The sequence below is a fragment of the Mycobacterium sp. SM1 genome (genome assembly GCF_018361265.1).
Taxonomy (GTDB): domain Bacteria; phylum Actinomycetota; class Actinomycetes; order Mycobacteriales; family Mycobacteriaceae; genus Mycobacterium.
This window is the reverse complement of the sequence record NZ_JAFLNH010000002.1, coordinates 340553-357506: the sequence shown is the minus strand read 5'-3', so window position 1 is coordinate 357506 and position 16954 is coordinate 340553. Positions and strand designations below refer to the sequence as shown.

Below are 16954 nucleotides of genomic sequence, written 5' to 3'. Positions count from 1 at the left end.
GCTCGACACACCCCCCAACGAGATTGCTCTGGCGGGTTTTCACGAGCTGCTGCGGCCGATCTTGACCGCCATGCCTCCCCTCGCCGCCCCGGTCGTCGCGGTGACGGCCGCGGTGACAACGGGCCGCGCGGCGCTGCGGTGCGCTACCGTCGACGGGTGGCTCGTCCTCGCAACCTCGTTGCCGCCCTCGTCCGGCGTGGGCCGCACCATGTCCTGCGTGGCGACTTGGCGTTCGCCGGCCTGCCCGGGGTGGTGTACACGCCCGAGGCGGGGCGGAATCTGCCCGCCGTCGCGTTCGGCCACGACTGGCTGACCGGCGTCGATCGCTACTCCGCTCTGCTGGAGCACCTGGCATCCTGGGGCATCGTGGCCGCCGCCCCCAAGACCGAACGAGGTCTGGCGCCCTCGGTGCTCAACCTGGCCTTCGACTTGGGCACCGCGCTCGACATCGTCTCGAGTGTGCGTCTCGGGTCCGGTGACATCAGCGTGCACCCCGCCAAGCTCGGCCTGGCGGGCCATGGTTTCGGTGGTTCGGCAGCGGTGTTCGCCGCGGCCGGCATGCGACCTAAGCCGGCAGCGGTGGCGGTCATCTTTCCGGCGGTCACCAAGCCATCCGCGCAGCAGCCCGCCGCGGCACTGACCGTCCCGGGTGTGATCTTCAGCGCACCGGGTGATTCAAAAACGTTGCTTTCCAACGCTGTTGAATTGTCCCAGGCTTGGGGCACCGCGCCGCTGCGCATCGTCAGCAAAGCCAGAGCCGAAGGCCTGGCCGAGGGCCGTCGGGTGACGATGGGGTTCGGGCTGGGCGGGCCGCACCGCAAGACGCAAAAGGCCATTCGGGCGCTGCTAACCGGATATCTGCGCTACGCGCTGAGCGGCGACAAAGCTTATCGCGACTTCGCCGATCCGGATGTGCGCCTGCCCTTTACCGCGCCGGCAGACCGGGCCGCGAAGCCCGTCGGCCCGGAGGACAAAATCGTCGCCTTACTGAAGCAGTAGCGCCGGCACCCGCGCGCCGCAGGGGGCGCCGCAGCCCGGCGTCGCCGCCGTGATATGTGTCGGTGGTGCGAATCGGCGTCGTCGTAGACTACTCGGGCGGCTTTCGCGAAGCCGTCGATCAGATCGTGGAACTGGAAAAGACCGGCATCGACATCGCCGTCGTCGCCGAGGCGTATTCCTTTGACGCCGTCAGCCAGCTGGGGTATCTGGCCGCCAAGACGTCGACAATCGAGCTGGCGTCGGGGATCTTGCCGATATACACGCGCACCCCGACGCTTTTGGCAATGACGGCTGCTGGTTTGGACTTCGTGTCCGGTGGCCGATTCCGCTTGGGTATCGGCGCCTCCGGGCCGCAGGTAATCGAGGGGTTCCACGGGGTGGAGTTCGACGCCCCCCTGGGCCGAACCCGTGAGGTCGTGGACATCTGTCGGCGGGTGTGGCGTCGCGAGGCAGTGCACTACACCGGCACGTATTACCAAATCCCGTTGCCGCCAGACCGCGGCACAGGGTTGGGCAAGGCCCTACACATCATCAATCGTCCTGTGCGCGAGCGAATTCCGATATCCATTGCGGCTCTGGGGCCGAAAAACGTTGAGCTGACCGCCGAAATCGCCGAAGGTTGGCAGCCGGTATTCTTCTATCCGGAGAAGGCGCAGTCGGTTTGGGGTGCGGCGTTGAAAGCCGGCTACGCCAAACGGGATCCGGCGTTGGGCGCGCTGGACATCATGGTGGGCGCGGCGCTAGCCGTCGGCGAGAACGCCGATGAGCGGCTGGCGTGGATCAAGCCCCAGCTGGCCCTCTATGTCGGGGGCATGGGCGCCAAAAACCGCAACTTCTACCACAACCTGGCCACCCGCTACGGGTTCGGCGGGGTGGCGGACCGGATTCAGGAGCTGTACCTCGCGGGACGCAAGAAGGAGGCCATCGATATGGTACCCGACGAGTTGGCGCGGGCCATCTCGCTGATCGGTCCGCGCGGATTCATCGCCGAACGCGTCGCGGCGTTCGCCGATGCCGGGGTGACGACGCTGTTGATCAACACCCTGGCGGCAGACCGCGCCGAATCTGTGCGCTACATCGAAGAATTGCGGCGGGTGCTGCCCACCTGACCCGGTGTCGTTAGCGCGGTGCCGCTGGGAGCCGTCATCGCCCGGCCTGGGGAAGGTCGTCCGCGGCGATCTCGCACGGGGTCGATCCACCGGGCTGCGGGTCTGGCGGTGAAGGTCGCGACGGCTCGGCGGGCGGTGACGCGCCGACCGGCGCACCCGGGGCCGGGCCGTCCGGCGCACCCGGGGCCGGGCCGTCCGGCGCACCCGGGGCCGGGCCGTCCAGCGCACCCGGGGCCGGGCCGTCCGGCGCACCCGGGGCCGGGCTATCCGCCGGCGACGCGGTGCCTCCAGAGGTCGCCTCGGCGAGATCGTCCGGTGGGCCGTCGGCGGCCGACCCGGTGGCTTTGTCGTCGTCGGGCAGCTCGCCGGCCTTCGCGGCCTCGGGCAGATCGTCGGGATCCTCGTCGGACCCGTCGCCGTCGGATCCCTCGTCGACCAGGTCAGCGACACCGGGCGGATCGCCCAACGGGGATTCGTCACTGCCGACCGGATCGGCCAGCCCCTCGGCCAGCGACCCCACCAGGCCGCTGATCGCCTCGGCGATCCGACCGACAAGGCTGCCAAGGCCACCCAGAACGCCACTCCCACCGAGGTGTCCGAGGTCCCCGGGGCCAGTGGGCAGGCCCCCGGCCTCCCCGAACGGCGCCATCTGCGGCATCGGCGGCGCAGTCCCCAGATCTCCATAGTCGGCTATGGGATCGCGCGACGGAGTTTCCGGTGTTGTCGGCAGCGGATGCGGCGTGGTGAGGAGATGGGCTTCGGGAGCGAGAGGCAGCGGCTCGGCCGCCGGCGACACCGCGGTGGCGCCCTCGGAAGACGATCCCGCCGCAGTCGGCGTCACCGCAACGCTGGTGGCCGGTGCGACCGAGGGCACCGGTTGGCCCGCGGGTACCGGGCAACTCCACGCGGGATCACCGGGAAGCGGGAAGCTTGCCGCGGGCAGCGTTGCCAGCCGGTCGGTGAGCGCGTCGTAGGACGCCGCCACCGACTCCAAGGTCGAGCGCATCGCGGTCAGCCAGTCCACGCGAATAGCACTGTCTACGTAAGGCGTTATCTCATGGTGCACGATCTCGTCGGCGGCCTGCCGCTCGCTCGCCCCGGCCGTCACCGCCTGCGCCGCGGCCACCCATGCCGCGCGCTGCGCCACGGTGCGATCATCAATGGCTACGGCCGTCATCACCTTGGCGTCGATCAGCTGCCAGAGGTGGTCGCGCAAGTCCGCGCAGCCCTCGGCGGCAGCTCGCACACCGGTCACCACCGTATTGGCGGCGTCACAATGACGCTGCAGCGACCCGGCCATGGCGGCCGCTGCCGATCCCGCCCAGGCCGCCGCGAGTTCGCCGACCTGTTCTCGCTGGATCCGCAGCGCCTCCTCGATCGCGGTGCCCGCCGCCCACAGCTCGGCGCAGTCGCGATCCAGCGCATCCAGGTCGAGACCGGCTTCGCCGGCATACCAGTCGCGGACCTGCGAGGCGTGTGCGGTCAGGCCGGGATGCTGATAGCCCAGCAGGTGGCAGGCCCACACGTAACTTTGGGTGCGCTCCACGGCGGCTGTGCCCTCGGCGTGGCGCGCGGCGACGTCATACCGCTCGGCCACCGGTCAGCCTATCCGGGCCGCGACGCGCAGCTCGGCGTCGGCGTAACGGTCCGCACTCACCCGCAACGCCAGGGCGATCTCGCCGGTCGCCCGCGACCATTGCGCCACCTCGACAGCCAACCGCGTCAGCGCGGTGTGCAGCGCGTCCCCCCGGGCGATGTGCGCCCGTCCCGCCGCCGTCCCGCTGAAAGCCAACCGCGCCAAGTGGTTACGTACGGCCTCGTCGAGGATCTCCGCGGAGGCGTGGAAGTGGCCGGCGACCGCCCGCACCGCCGCGACGTCGATACTGGCCGCGTTCCGATATCCCATACCCGCTTACGACGCCCGGCGCCGCGCCACGGTTCCATCGGGCCGGCTTCAGCGCACCGCGCGCACCGCCTCCGCCACCCGGGTGGCCAGCCGTCGCGCGACACCTTCGTCGGCCGCTTCCACCATGACCCGGATCAACTGCTCGGTTCCCGAGGGCCGCAACAGGATTCTCCCGGTGTCGCCGAGCTCGGCCGCCGCCTGCCGTACCGCGGCACGGACCGGCGCTGCGGCGACGGCGCCGGCCTTATCGGTGACCTCGACGTTGATCAGCACCTGTGGCAGCGCCCGCATCGCCGACGCGAGGCTGGCGAGCGACGACCCGGTCTGCGCCATTCGCGACATCAGCCGCAAGCCGGTGAGGATCCCGTCCCCGGTGGTGGCCAGCGCGGGCATTACGATATGCCCGGACTGCTCGCCGCCAAGGCTGTACTCGCCGGCGCGCAACTCCTCGAGAACGTAGCGGTCGCCGACGTCGGTGGTGCGAACGGTGATGCCCGCCGAGCGCATGGCCAGGTGCAACCCCAGGTTGCTCATCACGGTGGTCACCAAGGTGTCGCGGGCCAGCTCACCGGCCTCCCGCATCGCCAGGGCCAGCACCACCATGATGTGGTCGCCGTCAACCACCTCACCGTCCGCGTCGACCGCCAGGCAGCGGTCGGCGTCCCCGTCGTGTGCGAGGCCCAGATCGGCGCCGTGGGCCAGCACCGCCGAGCGCAGCGCATCCAGGTGCGTCGAGCCGCACCCGTCGTTGATGTTCAGCCCGTCGGGCCGGGCGTTGATCGCAATGACCCGGGCCCCGGCGGCCCGGTAGGCGCGCGGCGCCGCCACCGACGCCGCGCCGTGGGCACAGTCGACGACCACGGTCAGCCCGTCGAGCCGCGTCGTGCATGCCTTGCCCACCTGGCGCAGGTAGCGTTGCATCGCGTCCCTCGCCTCGATGACGCGCCCGATTCCCGCGCCGATCGCCCGCAGACCGGGCCCGGCTGCCAGCAGATCCTCGATCTGGTCCTCGGTGGCATCGTCGAGCTTGCACCCGCCCGGGCCGAAAATCTTGATGCCATTGTCGGGCATCGGGTTGTGCGACGCCGAGATCATCACCCCGAAGTCGGCGTCATAGCAACGGATCAGGTACGCCACCGCGGGGGTGGGCAGCACACCGACCCGCAGCGCGTCCACCCCCTCACTGGTCAACCCGGCGATCACCGCGGCCTCCAGCATCTCGCCGCTGGCCCGGGGATCGCGGCCAACCACCGCGATCTTCCGTCGTCCGGGGCGCGGGCTCGTCAGTCTGCGAGCCGCCGCGCCGCCCAGGCCAAGCGCCAGCTCGGCGGTCAGCTCGCGATTGGCGGTTCCGCGGACACCGTCGGTGCCGAACAGCCGACCCATTCGAACACACCTCCCACCGTCGACGGACCGTATCCCCGTGGCGGAGCTATCGCCGGATGCGCTGGCCACCGATTCCGCATCCCGACGCGGGTGGCTGCCGCCCGACGGAGGTCAGCGCTTGCTGTACTGCGGTGCTTTGCGGGCCTTTTTCAGACCGTACTTCTTGCGTTCGGTAGACCGCGGATCCCGGGTGAGAAATCCCGCCTTTTTCAGCGCGGGCCGGTCCTCGGGCGAAACCAGAATCAACGCCCGGGCGAGAGCCAGGCGCAGCGCGCCCGCCTGGCCGGATGGCCCACCGCCGTTGAGGTGGGCATAGATGTCGAAGCTGTTCAGCCGGTCGACGGTGACCAGCGGAGCCTTGATGAGCTGCTGGTGCACCCGGTTGGGGAAGTAATCCTCCAGGCTACGGCCGTCCAGGTCAAACTTGCCGGTGCCCGGCACCAACCGCACCCGCACGACGGCCTCCTTGCGGCGGCCGACGGTCTGAATCGGGCGCTCGAAAACAACCGAGGCGGGGGCTTCCCGCTGCGGCGCCGCGCCGGCGGAAGCCTCCGCGGGCGCGGTGTCGCCGACGTCGGTTTCAGCGGTCTGTGTCATTGCCTCACCTGCCTGATCTCGAACGGAACCGGCCGCTGGGCGATATGGGGATGCTCGGGGCCGGCGTAGACACGCAGCTTGCGCTTGATCTGCCGGCCGAGCTTGTTCTTGGGCAGCATGCCGGCGATCGCTTTTTCGACCACCCGATCAGGGTGTTTGGCCATCAGGTCACCGATGCTGCGCTGATGCAGGCCGCCGGGGTAACCCGAGTGACGGTAGGCCATTTTGGTGCGCAGTTTGTTACCGCTGATAGCGACCTTGTCGGCGTTGACGATGATGACGAAATCACCACCGTCGACGTTGGGTGTAAAGGTCGGCTTGTGCTTGCCGCGCAGCAAGGTGGCCGCGGCGACGGCTAGGCGGCCGAGCACCACGTCCGTGGCGTCGATGACATACCACGACCGCGCGGTGTCACCGGCCTTCGGCGTGTATGTAGGCAAAGCGCTTACCCCACTTTCTCTGCAAGCCCGTCTTCCGGGAGCTGGATCCCCGGGTATGTCACCCGGGTGCCGGTCCGGCGTCGACGGCGGGGGAATGCTCCCGGCGACCGACATTGACCCGGGCCCCTGCACACCCTACGGCGTACCGCACGCCAACCCGACAGCTTACCGACGGGTATCCGCGCAGGTCAAAACGCCGACCCGGGTCGTCAGGCAAATGACCTGTGTGGTCCCGACGGCTCTCCTCCATCGGGACCACACAGGCTCCACCCAGGCCGGGTGCCACCGGCCGCTAACGGGGCGTCGGGTCGCTACACCGCCCAGCTGCCGGCCGCTCGACGATCCGTGCCAGCCATGTCCTCAGCACCGTCTCGCACCGCGTTGCCGAGGCCGACCAGGATCTCGTTGAGCGCGCTGGCCGCCTGATGCCATCTGAGCTGCTCCGCTCGGTAGGCGGAGCCGGCTTCTCGCGTCCAGAGTTCCTGCAGGGGCGCGATCTGAGACCTCAGCTGCGCCAGGGCGGCGTTGAGGCGGGCCGAGGTGGCGTGGATCTCTTGACGAACGGAGTATTCGATCTCGTCAAAGTCATATGACAACATCGGGTCCACGAGTGCCTCGGCTCACAGGGCCTGGCCGGCAACGGCGATGTGATGGGCATGGATCTCGCCCGCCTGGCGCAGCGCGGCCTCGTTGCGCCGGATGGTCTCGGCGATAGTGTGCAGGGCGTCGTGCAGCCTCAGTGACTCCGTGTTCCAGCGCTCGATCATTGCTTTAAACCGGACGGCCGCAACCCCGCCCCACACCGACGGGGGCACGCTGCTCATCCGGGCGATGAATGCCTGCAGCATCGCCCGGATCTCTTCGTTACGGGTATCCGTCGTCGCGGCGACGGAGCGCATCAAATCCAAGTCGGTATTAAGCGTGTTGGTCGCTGACGATGTGGTCACACTAGGTACGACCGCGGGGGTTGACGTTCGGTTCCCGGTTTTTTCCGGCTAATTGGCCCCGCGTTGCACGGCCCGGGCGGAGCGCACGGCCTGCTCGCAGACCTCGCGCACGGCGTCCTCGCCGCCGCGCCGGCTCTGACATCCGACACCGATGCGGACCGCGCCGTCGAGCACCACCGTCCACCGGATGTCATGCCCGGCGCGCACCTCGCGGTAGGTGACCGCCGGGCGCCCGGCGGTGTGCCCGGCCGGGTCGAAGTCGACGAAAACCCCGGCCGGTTGCGCATCCAGGGCGCGTTTCAGCGATTCCGCGATGCCGCGCAGCGTTTTCTCCCCGACCGGCGCCTGCGTAATGTGCAGCGCCGCCTCCGGATCCGACGGGGACGTGAGCTGTATTCGCGCCGACCCGGGCCCGGCGTCGAGGCGCTGCGCGGGCCACGCCGCGGGAACCGTCAGCGCGACCCGTCCCGTTACCAGGAACACCGTCGGCGGTCCCCCGGTGGCCGGCGCGCGCCGGTTCCCGAGCGAGACGACCACCGGCACCGCAGCGGCGAGCGCGAGGCCCGCAAGCAGCACCGGCACCAGCCGGTTCCGGCGCCGCACCCCGGCGCCGCACGCACGTTCTGCGGAACCTGGTGGGGGCCGCCCGGTCGCGGCCGGCACCCTCGTGAGGGCAATCCGTTGCAGCCGACGGTCGTCAACCACCGCCGCGGTCAATCCGCCGCCGCCGCGGCGCACCGCGGTGGCCACCATCGCCGCCAGCGCCGCCGCCCCGCTGATCGCGTCCGGAGCGTCGATCAGCACGGCCGCCCCCGAACCCCGGGTCATTTCCGCGACGACCTGCGCGATCCGCTCGGCGATGCGGCGCGGGGGTCCGCGGCGGGGCTCGGCCACCCGCTCTGCCCCGGTGACGAGCACCAGCCGCTCGGCGATCTCCACGACCACAGTCGCTCGCCCCTCGGGAGCTGCCCGCGCGAGCAGCCAGCACCTCCGGTATGTCTCGACCTTGTCGGCGAAAGCCCCGGCGGCGGTGGTGAGCACCTCGACCCGCGCCGGCGACCACCACGACGGGTGGATGAGGGCAATGTCGGTGCGGGTGTCGTCTGTGCGGGTGTCGTCGTTGCGGGTTTCCGGGTGCCCACAGTCCAGCGACCCCAGCACCGTGCGCCACAACGCGGCGACGGCAACCGGGCGCTCGTTTACCAGGGCGACCGCGTCATCCATTGCCTCCAGCGCCGTGCCGGCCGTCTCGGTGTCGACGATGGCTGTTCCGCAGCACAGTCGGCGTATCACGCCGGGGCCCGTCTCGATGACCGCGCAGTGGGGGCTCACGGCGGGGGACTCCAGGCCACCTGCACCACCTGCTCGTCACCGTCGCCCGTGATCAGGATGCCGCGCCCGGGTGGCAGCGGTACCGCGCCGACGGACCCGATCAGCGGTCCCTCCTCCGGAGAGCCACTCATGATCAATCCCTGGCAGCCGAGGTCGCGCAGGCTTGCCAGCAGCGGCTCGAACAAGGCACGTGCCGCGCCCCCGCTGCGGCGGGCCACCACCAGATGCAGGCCGAGATCCCTTGCGTACGGCAGGTATTCCACGAGCGGCAGGAGCGGGTTGGCGGCGGACATGGCGACCAGGTCGTAGTCGTCGACGACGACGTACACCGATGGGCCCGACCGGCAGGATGCGGCTCTCAGCTGCGCCTGCGTGGCGTTCGGCGGCGGCAGCCGCCGGCGCAGCAGTCCGATCAGATCGGGCAGCAACGCACCCAGCGCCGGCGCTGACATCGCATAGCCGGCCAGGTGATCCGATTCAACGACCCCGAGCAGGGTCCGCCGGAAATCGACGAGGAGCAGTTGCGCGTGCGCCGCGGTTGTGGTCCGCGCGATTTCGCGGCACAGCAGCCGCAGGGCGCTCGTCTTGCCGCACTCGTTCTCGCCGAGGATCAGCAGATGCGGCCACCGCGCGAAATCCAGAGGGACCGGGCGCAGCCGGCGGTCCTCCACGCCCAGCAGAATATGCGAGCGTAACCCCTCGCCCGCCCGCTCGACGAGGCCGTGCCGGTCCACCTGGGCGGGCAGCAGCGGTATCGGCGGTGCGCCGGATGTGCCGTGCCGGCGGCGCAGCAGCTCGCCGGCCCGCGCGCCGGCCTCGGCCAGTCCGGCCTCCGACGACACGCCGTCCAGCCTGGGCAGGGCGATCACCATGTGCCGCCCCTCGCGGGACAGCCCCCGGCCCGGGCGATCGAGGGGAACCAGCTGCGCCTGCTTGCGGTCCAGTTCGGAATCGGCGGGATCGCCCAGCCGCAACTCGATTCGGGTGCCGAGCTGATCTTTGAGGGCGGGCCTGATCTCCGCCCACCGTGTCGCCGATAACACCACGTGCACGCCAAACGACAGGCCTTGGGCCGCAAGAGCAGTGATCGGGCCCTCGAGTGTGTCGAACTCACGGCACAGGCCCGCCCATCCGTCGATCACCAGAAACACGTCGGCGCGGCGCCCGGCAGCGGTGTGCCCTGCGGGCTGCGGACAATCGCGGGTGCTCACGTCGACGCCGCGCTCGCGCAACTCCGCTTCCCGCTCGCGAACCACCGACTCCAGCTCGGCGATCATGCGTCGGGCCAGCTGCGGCTCGGCCCTGCTGGCCACCGACCCGACGTGCGGCACCGCGCGCGTCCAAGCCAGCGTGCCCCCGCCGAAGTCCAGGCAGTAGAACTGCACCCGGTCGGGATCATGGGTGGCGGCGAGCGCGGTGATCAGGGTGCGCAGGGTAGTCGACTTGCCCGATCGGGGTGCGCCCACCACCGCCACATTGCCTGCGACCCCGGATAAGTCGACGATCAGCGGTGCCCGGCGCTGCTCGAATGGGCAATCGACGATGCCGATCGGCACGGCCAGCCGGTCGGGGCCGAGCCCACCGGTCACCGAGGCGGCATCGCGGAGCACGCTGTCCAGCGCCGGTGCCGCCCCGAGCGGCGGCAGCCACACCTCACGCGCGGGTGGTCCATGCCCGGCCAGCTGTTCGACGACGGCCTGCAGCACGGTGCGCGCGGGCGTCTTACGGCCCCCGGTGCGAGCGGGTGACCCAGGCCTGACCCGCCCGGCCGGCGCCGCGGTGAACCGGTATACCGATGACGCTCTTTGCGCGCCGTGGGGGGGTGCGCTCGAGGCTGGGCACGGCCCGGAAACGAACGCGCCCTGGAAGGGGATCAGCTCCGCCGTCGCCGTCCGCAGCACGGCCGCACCGGGCGTGCTCGGCAGCTGATAGGCGTCCTGGGTTCCAAGCACGATCCGAGACTCGTTGGCGGAGAGGGTCTTCAGGCACACCCGATATGAAAGGTGAGATTCCAGCCCGCGCAGCCTGCCCTCGTCGAGTCGCTGACTGGCCAGCAGCAGGTGCATCCCCAAAGACCGTCCCAGCCGCCCGATCGCCACGAACACGTCGGCGAAATCGGGGTGCTGGCTCAACAATTCGGAGAACTCGTCGACGATGATGAGCAACGCCGGCAGCGCGGCCAGCCGGGCGTCGGTGCCGCGCGCCTGGGTGTAAGCGGTGACGCTCACGAAACTGCCTGCCGCCCGAAGCAGCTGCTGGCGCCGGTTCATCTCACCGGTCAGCGCATCTCGCATCCGGGCAACCAACGGCGCCTCGTCGCACAGGTTGGTGATGACGGCGGCGACGTGCGGCGCCCCGTCCAGGCCCAGGAACGTCGCACCGCCCTTGAAGTCAACCAGCACCAGGTTCAGCACGTCGGGAGGGTTGCGGGCCATCATGCCCAGCGCGACGGTGCGCAAGAACTCCGATTTGCCCGATCCGGTGGCGCCGATGCACAGCCCGTGCGGGCCGACGCCGTTTTCGGCGGGCTCCTTGATGTCGAGCTCCAGCACCGTGCCCGCAACGGTGGTGCCGATCGGAACACGCAGCCGATCGCCGTGGTTTCCGTTGCGCCACAGCGTGGTCGGGTCGAACGCGGCGACGTCGTCGATGCCCAGGAGATCCTGCCAACGCACGGCTTGGCGGGCGCTGTCGACGCTCGGCCCGGCCAAACGGTAGCCCGCCAGCCGCCGGGCGCACACCAGCGCGTCCACGAGATCCATCCGGTCCGGCCGGGCGGTCGCCTCGCCGTCACGCCCGACCACCAGCTTCTCGGGGGCGACGCACAGCCGCAGGCCGGCGGCGACCGCCGGACCGCAACCGCTGCCGACCTGCAGGACGGTCAGGTCTGCGATCCCGCCGGCGGTGAGGCGGTCACCGACGCGCACCCCGTCGACGAGCGCCACCACGTGCGGTAACGCGGCCCCTGGCGGCCGGCTCAGCCGCAGGTGCCGAAGCGCGGCGTCGGCCTCGGCCGCGGACGCGTAGCTCATCCGGGTGGCGCCCACCGCGTCGGTGACATGAGGATGTTGGTTGTGCGGCAACCACTTCAGCCAGTCCCAGTGGCCTCGGGCGCAGTCACCGATCACGCCGATGATCAGCAGCCGGTCCGGGGGGTGCAGCACGGCGAGCTCGCAGAGCATCGCGCGAAGAAGTCCCCGCGCCAGCGCCGGGTCGCCGTCCACCGTCACGACGGCCAGCTCACTCAGCGCGATGGTGAGCGGAGCCTGCGTGATCGCCGAGTGCGTGTCGATGAAGCGTCGCAGCGCCGCGGCGGTGACCGGATCCGCCCGGTGCCCCGGCCCGGGTTTTGGTGGCACCAAGGGGGTGGCAAGCGGCCGGGTGCCGACGCCGACCCGAACTTGGCAGAAGTCGGGGTCGGAGTCGCGACGCTCCCACATCCGGCAACCGCCGATCACCGTCCACAACGAGCCCGGGTCGGGATGGCACCAGCTCAGTGATGAGCGCTGCGCGGCCGCGGTCGCGGCAACGGAGTCGCGCAGCCCGCTCAGGTAGTCGAGGTAGTCGGCGCGGTTAGCGGCGATCTCGCCGCCGCGCCCGCCAGCACGTCCGGCCGCCACCGTCACGGCCACCGAAACCAGCATCATCGCTGGGAAAACCACGAACATCGGGCTGTGCGCAGCGGCCGGGCCGGCGCGCCAGACCGTGGTCGTCATGACAGCCGCCCCGAGAGCCGTGATGACCGGAAGCAGGCGGAGCGGCAACCCGGATCGTGACGAGCGCGGTAGCGCCGGGGGGAGCGCGACCGCGATCTCGGTGGTCGCGAACGCCGGCGGCGCCCGCCGCGGCGCCGGGGTGAAACCCGCCGTCGCGGCGTCGCGGTCGCGGTGCGTCATCGGGGCACCGTAAGCGGGGCGCCCGCACGCCGCAAGCCGGTTGTGGATCGGCGGGCGCACCCCCGGGCGCTAGCGCCTAGCGTGCCGATAGCGGCTCGTGGATCGAAGGGGGTGCGGGTGTCGGACTCCGATCGCTGCCTGCGGCGGGTCTCGGTGTACGCCGATGCCGTCCAGGTCGACCTGGCGCTGCCCGCCGCGGTGCCGGTGGCGGTCCTGATACCAGCGATCGTCGATATCCTGGCGGGCGGCGACGGCCGCGGCACCGGCCGGCCCGCCGAAGCGGTGCCGGCGGGCTATCAGCTGTCCCGCCCGGGCGTCCCGGCGCTGGATGCTTCGGCGACATTGGCGCAGAGCGGTGTCCGCGACGGCGCCGTCCTCGTCCTGACCCGATGCACGACCGAGTTGCCCGCCCCGCGTTTCGACGATGCGGCCGAGGCGGTGGGCGCGACACTGAAGCGGGTGGCACACCCGTGGACCCGCCGGACGGGGGTGCTCACCGCCGCCGTGTCGGCGAGCTGGCTGGCGGGCAGCGGCGCCCTGGTGCTGATCCGCAACGCGCATGCCGCGGCGGTGCCCGTCGCGGCGACGGCCGCCGGCGTGGCCCTGCTGGGCGCGGTGTGGGCGCAGCGGGCCTACCGGCAGCCGGTTGCCGCGCTGACGCTCGGCCTGCTGGCCGTTGGATTCTCCGCGGTTGCCGGGTTTCTCGCGGTGCCGGGCAACGCGGGGGCCCCCAAGGTGCTGCTCGCCGCGCCGGCCGGGACCCTCGCCGCCGTTGCCACGATACGGGCCGCGGGCTGCGGCACTCTCACGCTGACCGCCATCGGGTGCTTCGCGGCTCTCATGGCCCTCACCGCGCTGGCCGGTGTCCTGACCGCGGCCCCGCCGGCGGCGGTCGGCTCGTTATTGGCGGTAATATCATTGGCCCTGCTCGAGGTAGCCCCGCGGGCCTCGATCATGCTGGCCGGCCTGGCGCCCCGGTTACCGGGCCCTCACGACGCCCCAATACCCTCACCGGACCCGGATTCTGTCGGCGGCAAGGCGATCCGTGCAGACACCTGGCTGACCAGCCTGACCGCGGCATTCTCGGCGTCGGCCGCCGCGGATGCCATCGTGGTCGGCGTGGATCACCCGGCGACACCGCGCTGCAGCGGGATTGCCTTCACCGGCCTGGTCGGCGCGGCGCTGTTGCTGCGCGCCCGCGCACAGGTCGACCCGCGGCGCATCCTGGTGCTCGTCGGCGCTGCGCTGGCCGCGATCAGCGCCACCCTGGCCGGGGCGGCAGCGGGTTTTCCGCGGCAAGCGGTCTGGATCGGTGCGGCGGCCTTGATGCTTGCCGGGTTCCCGCTGGCGCTGGGACCTCTCACCGCGGCGATCACGGCCTCACCCGTCGCGCGCCGAGCGGTTGAGCTGGCCGAGTATCTGCTGTTGGCTGCGCTGGTGCCGATGGTGTGCTGGATATGGGGCGTCTATGACGCCGCTCGCGGCCTGAACCTGAGGTGAACGTGTCGGGGTCCCCGGTGCTGGGTCTGGTGGCGGGTCTGGTGCTGCGTTTGGTGCTGGTGATGGTGGTGACGCTGCTGTCGCTGGGTATCGCCCCGACGGCGCAGGCCGTTTCGCCTCCACCGATCGACCCCAGCCGGCTGCCCGAGCCGGCGCCGCCGGCGCCGCCGGAACCCACGGCGCAGCGGGAAGTATGCGCGACGCTGGCGGCGGACCCGGATCGTGGCACTGCTGGCGGTCAGCTTGCCGGACTTGGCTTACCGCAGGCCTGGCAGCTCACGCGCGGATCGGGGCAACGGATCGCGATCATCGACACCGGCGTCTCGCCGCATCGACGGCTGCCGCATCTGGTGGCCGGCGGTGACTACGTGTTCACCGGTGACGGCACCCGCGATTGCGACGGGCACGGTACCGTGGTGGCGGGAATTGCGGCGGCCGTGCCGGATTCGAATTCCGACGGTTTCAGCGGCGTGGCTCCCGAAGCCACCGTGATCAGCATCCGCCAGTCCAGCACCAAGTTTGGTCCGCTCAGCAACCGCTCAAGCACCGGTGTCGGCGATGTCGACACCATGGCGAAAGCCGTGCGGACGGCCGCCGATCTCGGCGCGTCGGTGATCAACATTTCGTCGGTCGCCTGCGTTGCGGCCACGTCGGTGCTCGACGATCGGGCACTCGGTGCCGCGCTGGCCTACGCGGTCGACGTCAAGAATGTCGTCGTGGTCGCCGCAGCCGGCAACACCGGCGGCACCGGGCAGTGCCCGAGCCAGCGACCACCGGCGACCTGGGACGAGCTCACCGTAGCGGTCAGTCCAGCGTGGTATGACGACTATGTGCTGAGCGTCGGCTCGGTGAACGCCGCAGGTGCGCCGTCGTCGTTCACGCTCGCCGGACCGTGGGTGGATGTCGCGGCCCCCGGTGAGGCGGTCACCTCCCTTAGCCCGACGGGCGAGGGAATAGTCAACGCGGCGCAAGGACCGGGAGGGTCGACGGTGCTGTCGGGCACCAGCTACGCCGCGCCGGTCGTCGCCGGACTAGCGGCACTGATCCGGTCCCGGTTCCCGGTGTTGACCGCGCGGCAAGTGATGCAACGCATCCAGACCACGGCACACCACCCGCCGGGTGGGTGGGATCCCTTGATCGGCAACGGCATTATCGACCCCTTGGCGGCGGTCAGCACGGATTCTCGGCCACCGGACGCCGGTCCCGAGACCGGCAACACGCCGGCGGTGATCACTCCGCCACCCCCGCCCCGGCCCCCCGACCGTCGCGCACGCACCACCGCGCTCACCGGCGCGGCAGCCTGTCTGGCGCTCCTGGTCGTGGTCCTCGCCGTCACCACCGCGGCGGGTCGACTACGGCGGCCGGGAATGTCGCCGGACCGGCGCGGCCGTGACGGTGTCCCAGGCGGTTAGGGCGCTATCCCTGCCCAGATCGGGTCCGGCCGGCAGCGCCGTCAGCACCGGCCAGGGTGCCGGAATCGCTGCCACCGGGAGCCCGAGGTCTCGCGCCGCATCGTCGTCGTGGATGCTAAACCGGGTACCGGTGTCCGTGATGAGGTATCGGGTGCCGGACTGGGGGTGATCCCCGGACAGGCCGGTGGACCGCACATAGGCGCTGCGCCCGGGCGGAAGATAGACACGGTCCAAGGCCGGTCCGGTGCCGTCGGCCTGCGACAGGGTCACCGCCGCCTGACCGTCCGGGATAGGCGGGGTGCCCACGGCGCGCAACGAGGCCTCCGCGTGACCGGGTTGGGTGGACGCCCAGGTCACGCACAGCGTGGAGAAATCCCCGGTCAACGGTGGTGAAGCCCGGTCCGGAAATGTCGACACCGGCAGCGCGCTCACGATCGGGTTGGCGCCGATCACATCCGGCGCCACCGCGATGATGGTGGCGGCGCCCTGCGAATCGGCAAGGCGAATCAGGTCGGCGGCGACTTGTCCGATGCGCTGGACACCCGTGCTGAGCACCACGTAGTACTCCTGGCCGTCGGCGCGGGCGGTCACGAGGACGCTGCCCACCGGAAATCCCGGCAGCGTTCGCGGTCCGCGGCCGCCCGCACCCGGAACCCGGGGCGGCGCGATCGGTGGCACCTCCGGCACCGCGTTCAGCAGTGACCACGAAACGGTATGTGGAACAACGCTTTCCAAGCGCAATGCCTGGACAACCGTGCGGTCGGAGAGGTTCACCAGCGCCCGTCGCCCGTGGTAGAGCAGGTAGGTCGATAAACCGGAGTCGGGCGTCACCAGCACGGCCTGCTCGGCCGGCCGCGGGGCACCCGGGCCGTCCCGGGGACCGACGATGAGGGTGGTGCCCGAAGACGCGCCGCTGTGGGTGTCGCAGAGTGTCCAGGCGGGTTCGTCGATCGGTGGGCCCAGCAACTGCGGAGCACCCGGAATACCCAGAAGCGAACCGCGTTTGGTGCGGCGCAGCTCGGATTCGGCCACCGGCGTCGGGTCGGCGTCCGCCGCTGCGATCAACCGTGCCGATGCCAGGTTCAGCACCGGATGCCAGGTGTCACCCACGCGCACGTACAGCGCCCCGGAGTTTTGGCCCATCACAATCGGCTCGTCGCCCAACACCGGCTGCGGGCGGATGACCGCGAGCAGGGCGCATCCGGCCGCGGCGGCGGCGGCCAGTGCGCACCCCGTGATCAGTGACACCGCCGGCGCGCGCAGCGGCTCGTCGACGACGGAGACGTCCCTGCGCAGCAGGGCGCACTCGAGGCGGCGCATCAGGAATCGGTAACCACTGACCTGCAGCGCTGTTGGTGGCTGGCGCGCCATTGTCGTCCCCTGCTCGGCAACCATGCAGCCTCACCGTAGGCCGCAGGCAATGACGGCGG

14 protein-coding genes are annotated in these 16954 nt (G+C 70.9%); 4 read left to right on the top strand and 10 right to left on the bottom strand.

Features of this window, described 5'->3' with window-relative positions:
- Nucleotides 1-156: 156 nt before the first annotated feature.
- Nucleotides 157-999 (top strand): dienelactone hydrolase family protein, encoded by an 843-nt coding sequence (locus MSM1_RS11385; RefSeq protein ID WP_213442238.1) that lies wholly within the window; start codon nucleotides 157-159, stop codon nucleotides 997-999.
- 65 nt (nucleotides 1000-1064) lie between these two features.
- Complete coding sequence (locus tag MSM1_RS11380) at nucleotides 1065-2108, top strand: LLM class F420-dependent oxidoreductase (protein WP_213442899.1); 1044 nt, start codon at nucleotides 1065-1067, stop codon at nucleotides 2106-2108.
- A gap of 34 nt (nucleotides 2109-2142) precedes the next feature.
- Here MSM1_RS11380 and MSM1_RS11375 read toward each other — a convergent pair whose 3' ends face one another.
- The 9 genes from MSM1_RS11375 to eccCa form a co-directional block, all read right to left on the bottom strand.
- Nucleotides 2143-3705 carry a hypothetical protein gene (locus tag MSM1_RS11375; RefSeq protein ID WP_213442236.1) on the bottom strand — a complete coding sequence of 521 codons (1563 nt, stop codon included), beginning with the start codon at nucleotides 3703-3705 and terminating at the stop codon, nucleotides 2143-2145.
- A gap of 3 nt (nucleotides 3706-3708) precedes the next feature.
- On the bottom strand, nucleotides 3709-4014 hold the full coding sequence (locus MSM1_RS11370; RefSeq protein ID WP_213442234.1) for a type VII secretion target: 306 nt from the start codon (nucleotides 4012-4014) through the stop codon (nucleotides 3709-3711).
- Between the two features lie 48 nt (nucleotides 4015-4062).
- Nucleotides 4063-5400, bottom strand: a complete 1338-nt coding sequence (gene glmM / locus MSM1_RS11365) for a phosphoglucosamine mutase (protein WP_213442232.1) — start codon at nucleotides 5398-5400, stop codon at nucleotides 4063-4065.
- A gap of 111 nt (nucleotides 5401-5511) precedes the next feature.
- The gene (gene rpsI, locus MSM1_RS11360; protein ID WP_236055954.1) at nucleotides 5512-5997 is read right to left on the bottom strand and encodes a 30S ribosomal protein S9; all 486 of its coding nucleotides are present in this window, start codon (nucleotides 5995-5997) and stop codon (nucleotides 5512-5514) included.
- A complete protein-coding gene (gene rplM, locus MSM1_RS11355) occupies nucleotides 5994-6437 on the bottom strand; it encodes a 50S ribosomal protein L13 (protein WP_213442230.1) in 444 nt (147 codons plus the stop codon). The genes rpsI and rplM overlap by 4 nt, the downstream gene beginning before the upstream one ends.
- 311 nt (nucleotides 6438-6748) lie before the next feature.
- Nucleotides 6749-7036: a WXG100 family type VII secretion target gene (locus tag MSM1_RS11350; protein ID WP_213442894.1), complete on the bottom strand. Its 288-nt coding sequence runs from the start codon at nucleotides 7034-7036 to the stop codon at nucleotides 6749-6751.
- A 21-nt stretch (nucleotides 7037-7057) separates the two neighbouring features.
- Entirely contained in the window at nucleotides 7058-7384 is a 327-nt protein-coding gene (locus MSM1_RS11345; protein WP_307857363.1) for a WXG100 family type VII secretion target, read from the bottom strand.
- A gap of 48 nt (nucleotides 7385-7432) precedes the next feature.
- Nucleotides 7433-8716, bottom strand: coding sequence for a type VII secretion-associated protein (locus tag MSM1_RS11340; RefSeq protein WP_213442228.1), 1284 nt, complete (start codon nucleotides 8714-8716; stop codon nucleotides 7433-7435).
- Nucleotides 8713-12612, bottom strand: coding sequence for a type VII secretion protein EccCa (gene eccCa / locus MSM1_RS11335; protein WP_213442226.1), 3900 nt, complete (start codon nucleotides 12610-12612; stop codon nucleotides 8713-8715). Before eccCa ends, MSM1_RS11340 begins: the two co-directional genes overlap by 4 nt.
- A gap of 117 nt (nucleotides 12613-12729) precedes the next feature.
- Here eccCa and eccD point away from each other — a divergent pair, with 117 nt between their 5' ends.
- Nucleotides 12730-14112, top strand: coding sequence for a type VII secretion integral membrane protein EccD (eccD, locus tag MSM1_RS11330; protein ID WP_213442224.1), 1383 nt, complete (start codon nucleotides 12730-12732; stop codon nucleotides 14110-14112).
- 62 nt (nucleotides 14113-14174) lie between these two features.
- Nucleotides 14175-15524, top strand: coding sequence for a type VII secretion-associated serine protease mycosin (gene mycP, locus MSM1_RS11325; RefSeq protein ID WP_213442890.1), 1350 nt, complete (start codon nucleotides 14175-14177; stop codon nucleotides 15522-15524).
- On the opposite strand, the gene eccB is transcribed toward mycP, so the two are convergent.
- The gene (eccB, locus tag MSM1_RS11320) at nucleotides 15465-16895 is read right to left on the bottom strand and encodes a type VII secretion protein EccB (protein ID WP_213442888.1); all 1431 of its coding nucleotides are present in this window, start codon (nucleotides 16893-16895) and stop codon (nucleotides 15465-15467) included. The genes mycP and eccB overlap by 60 nt on opposite strands.
- Nucleotides 16896-16954 lie beyond the last annotated feature (59 nt).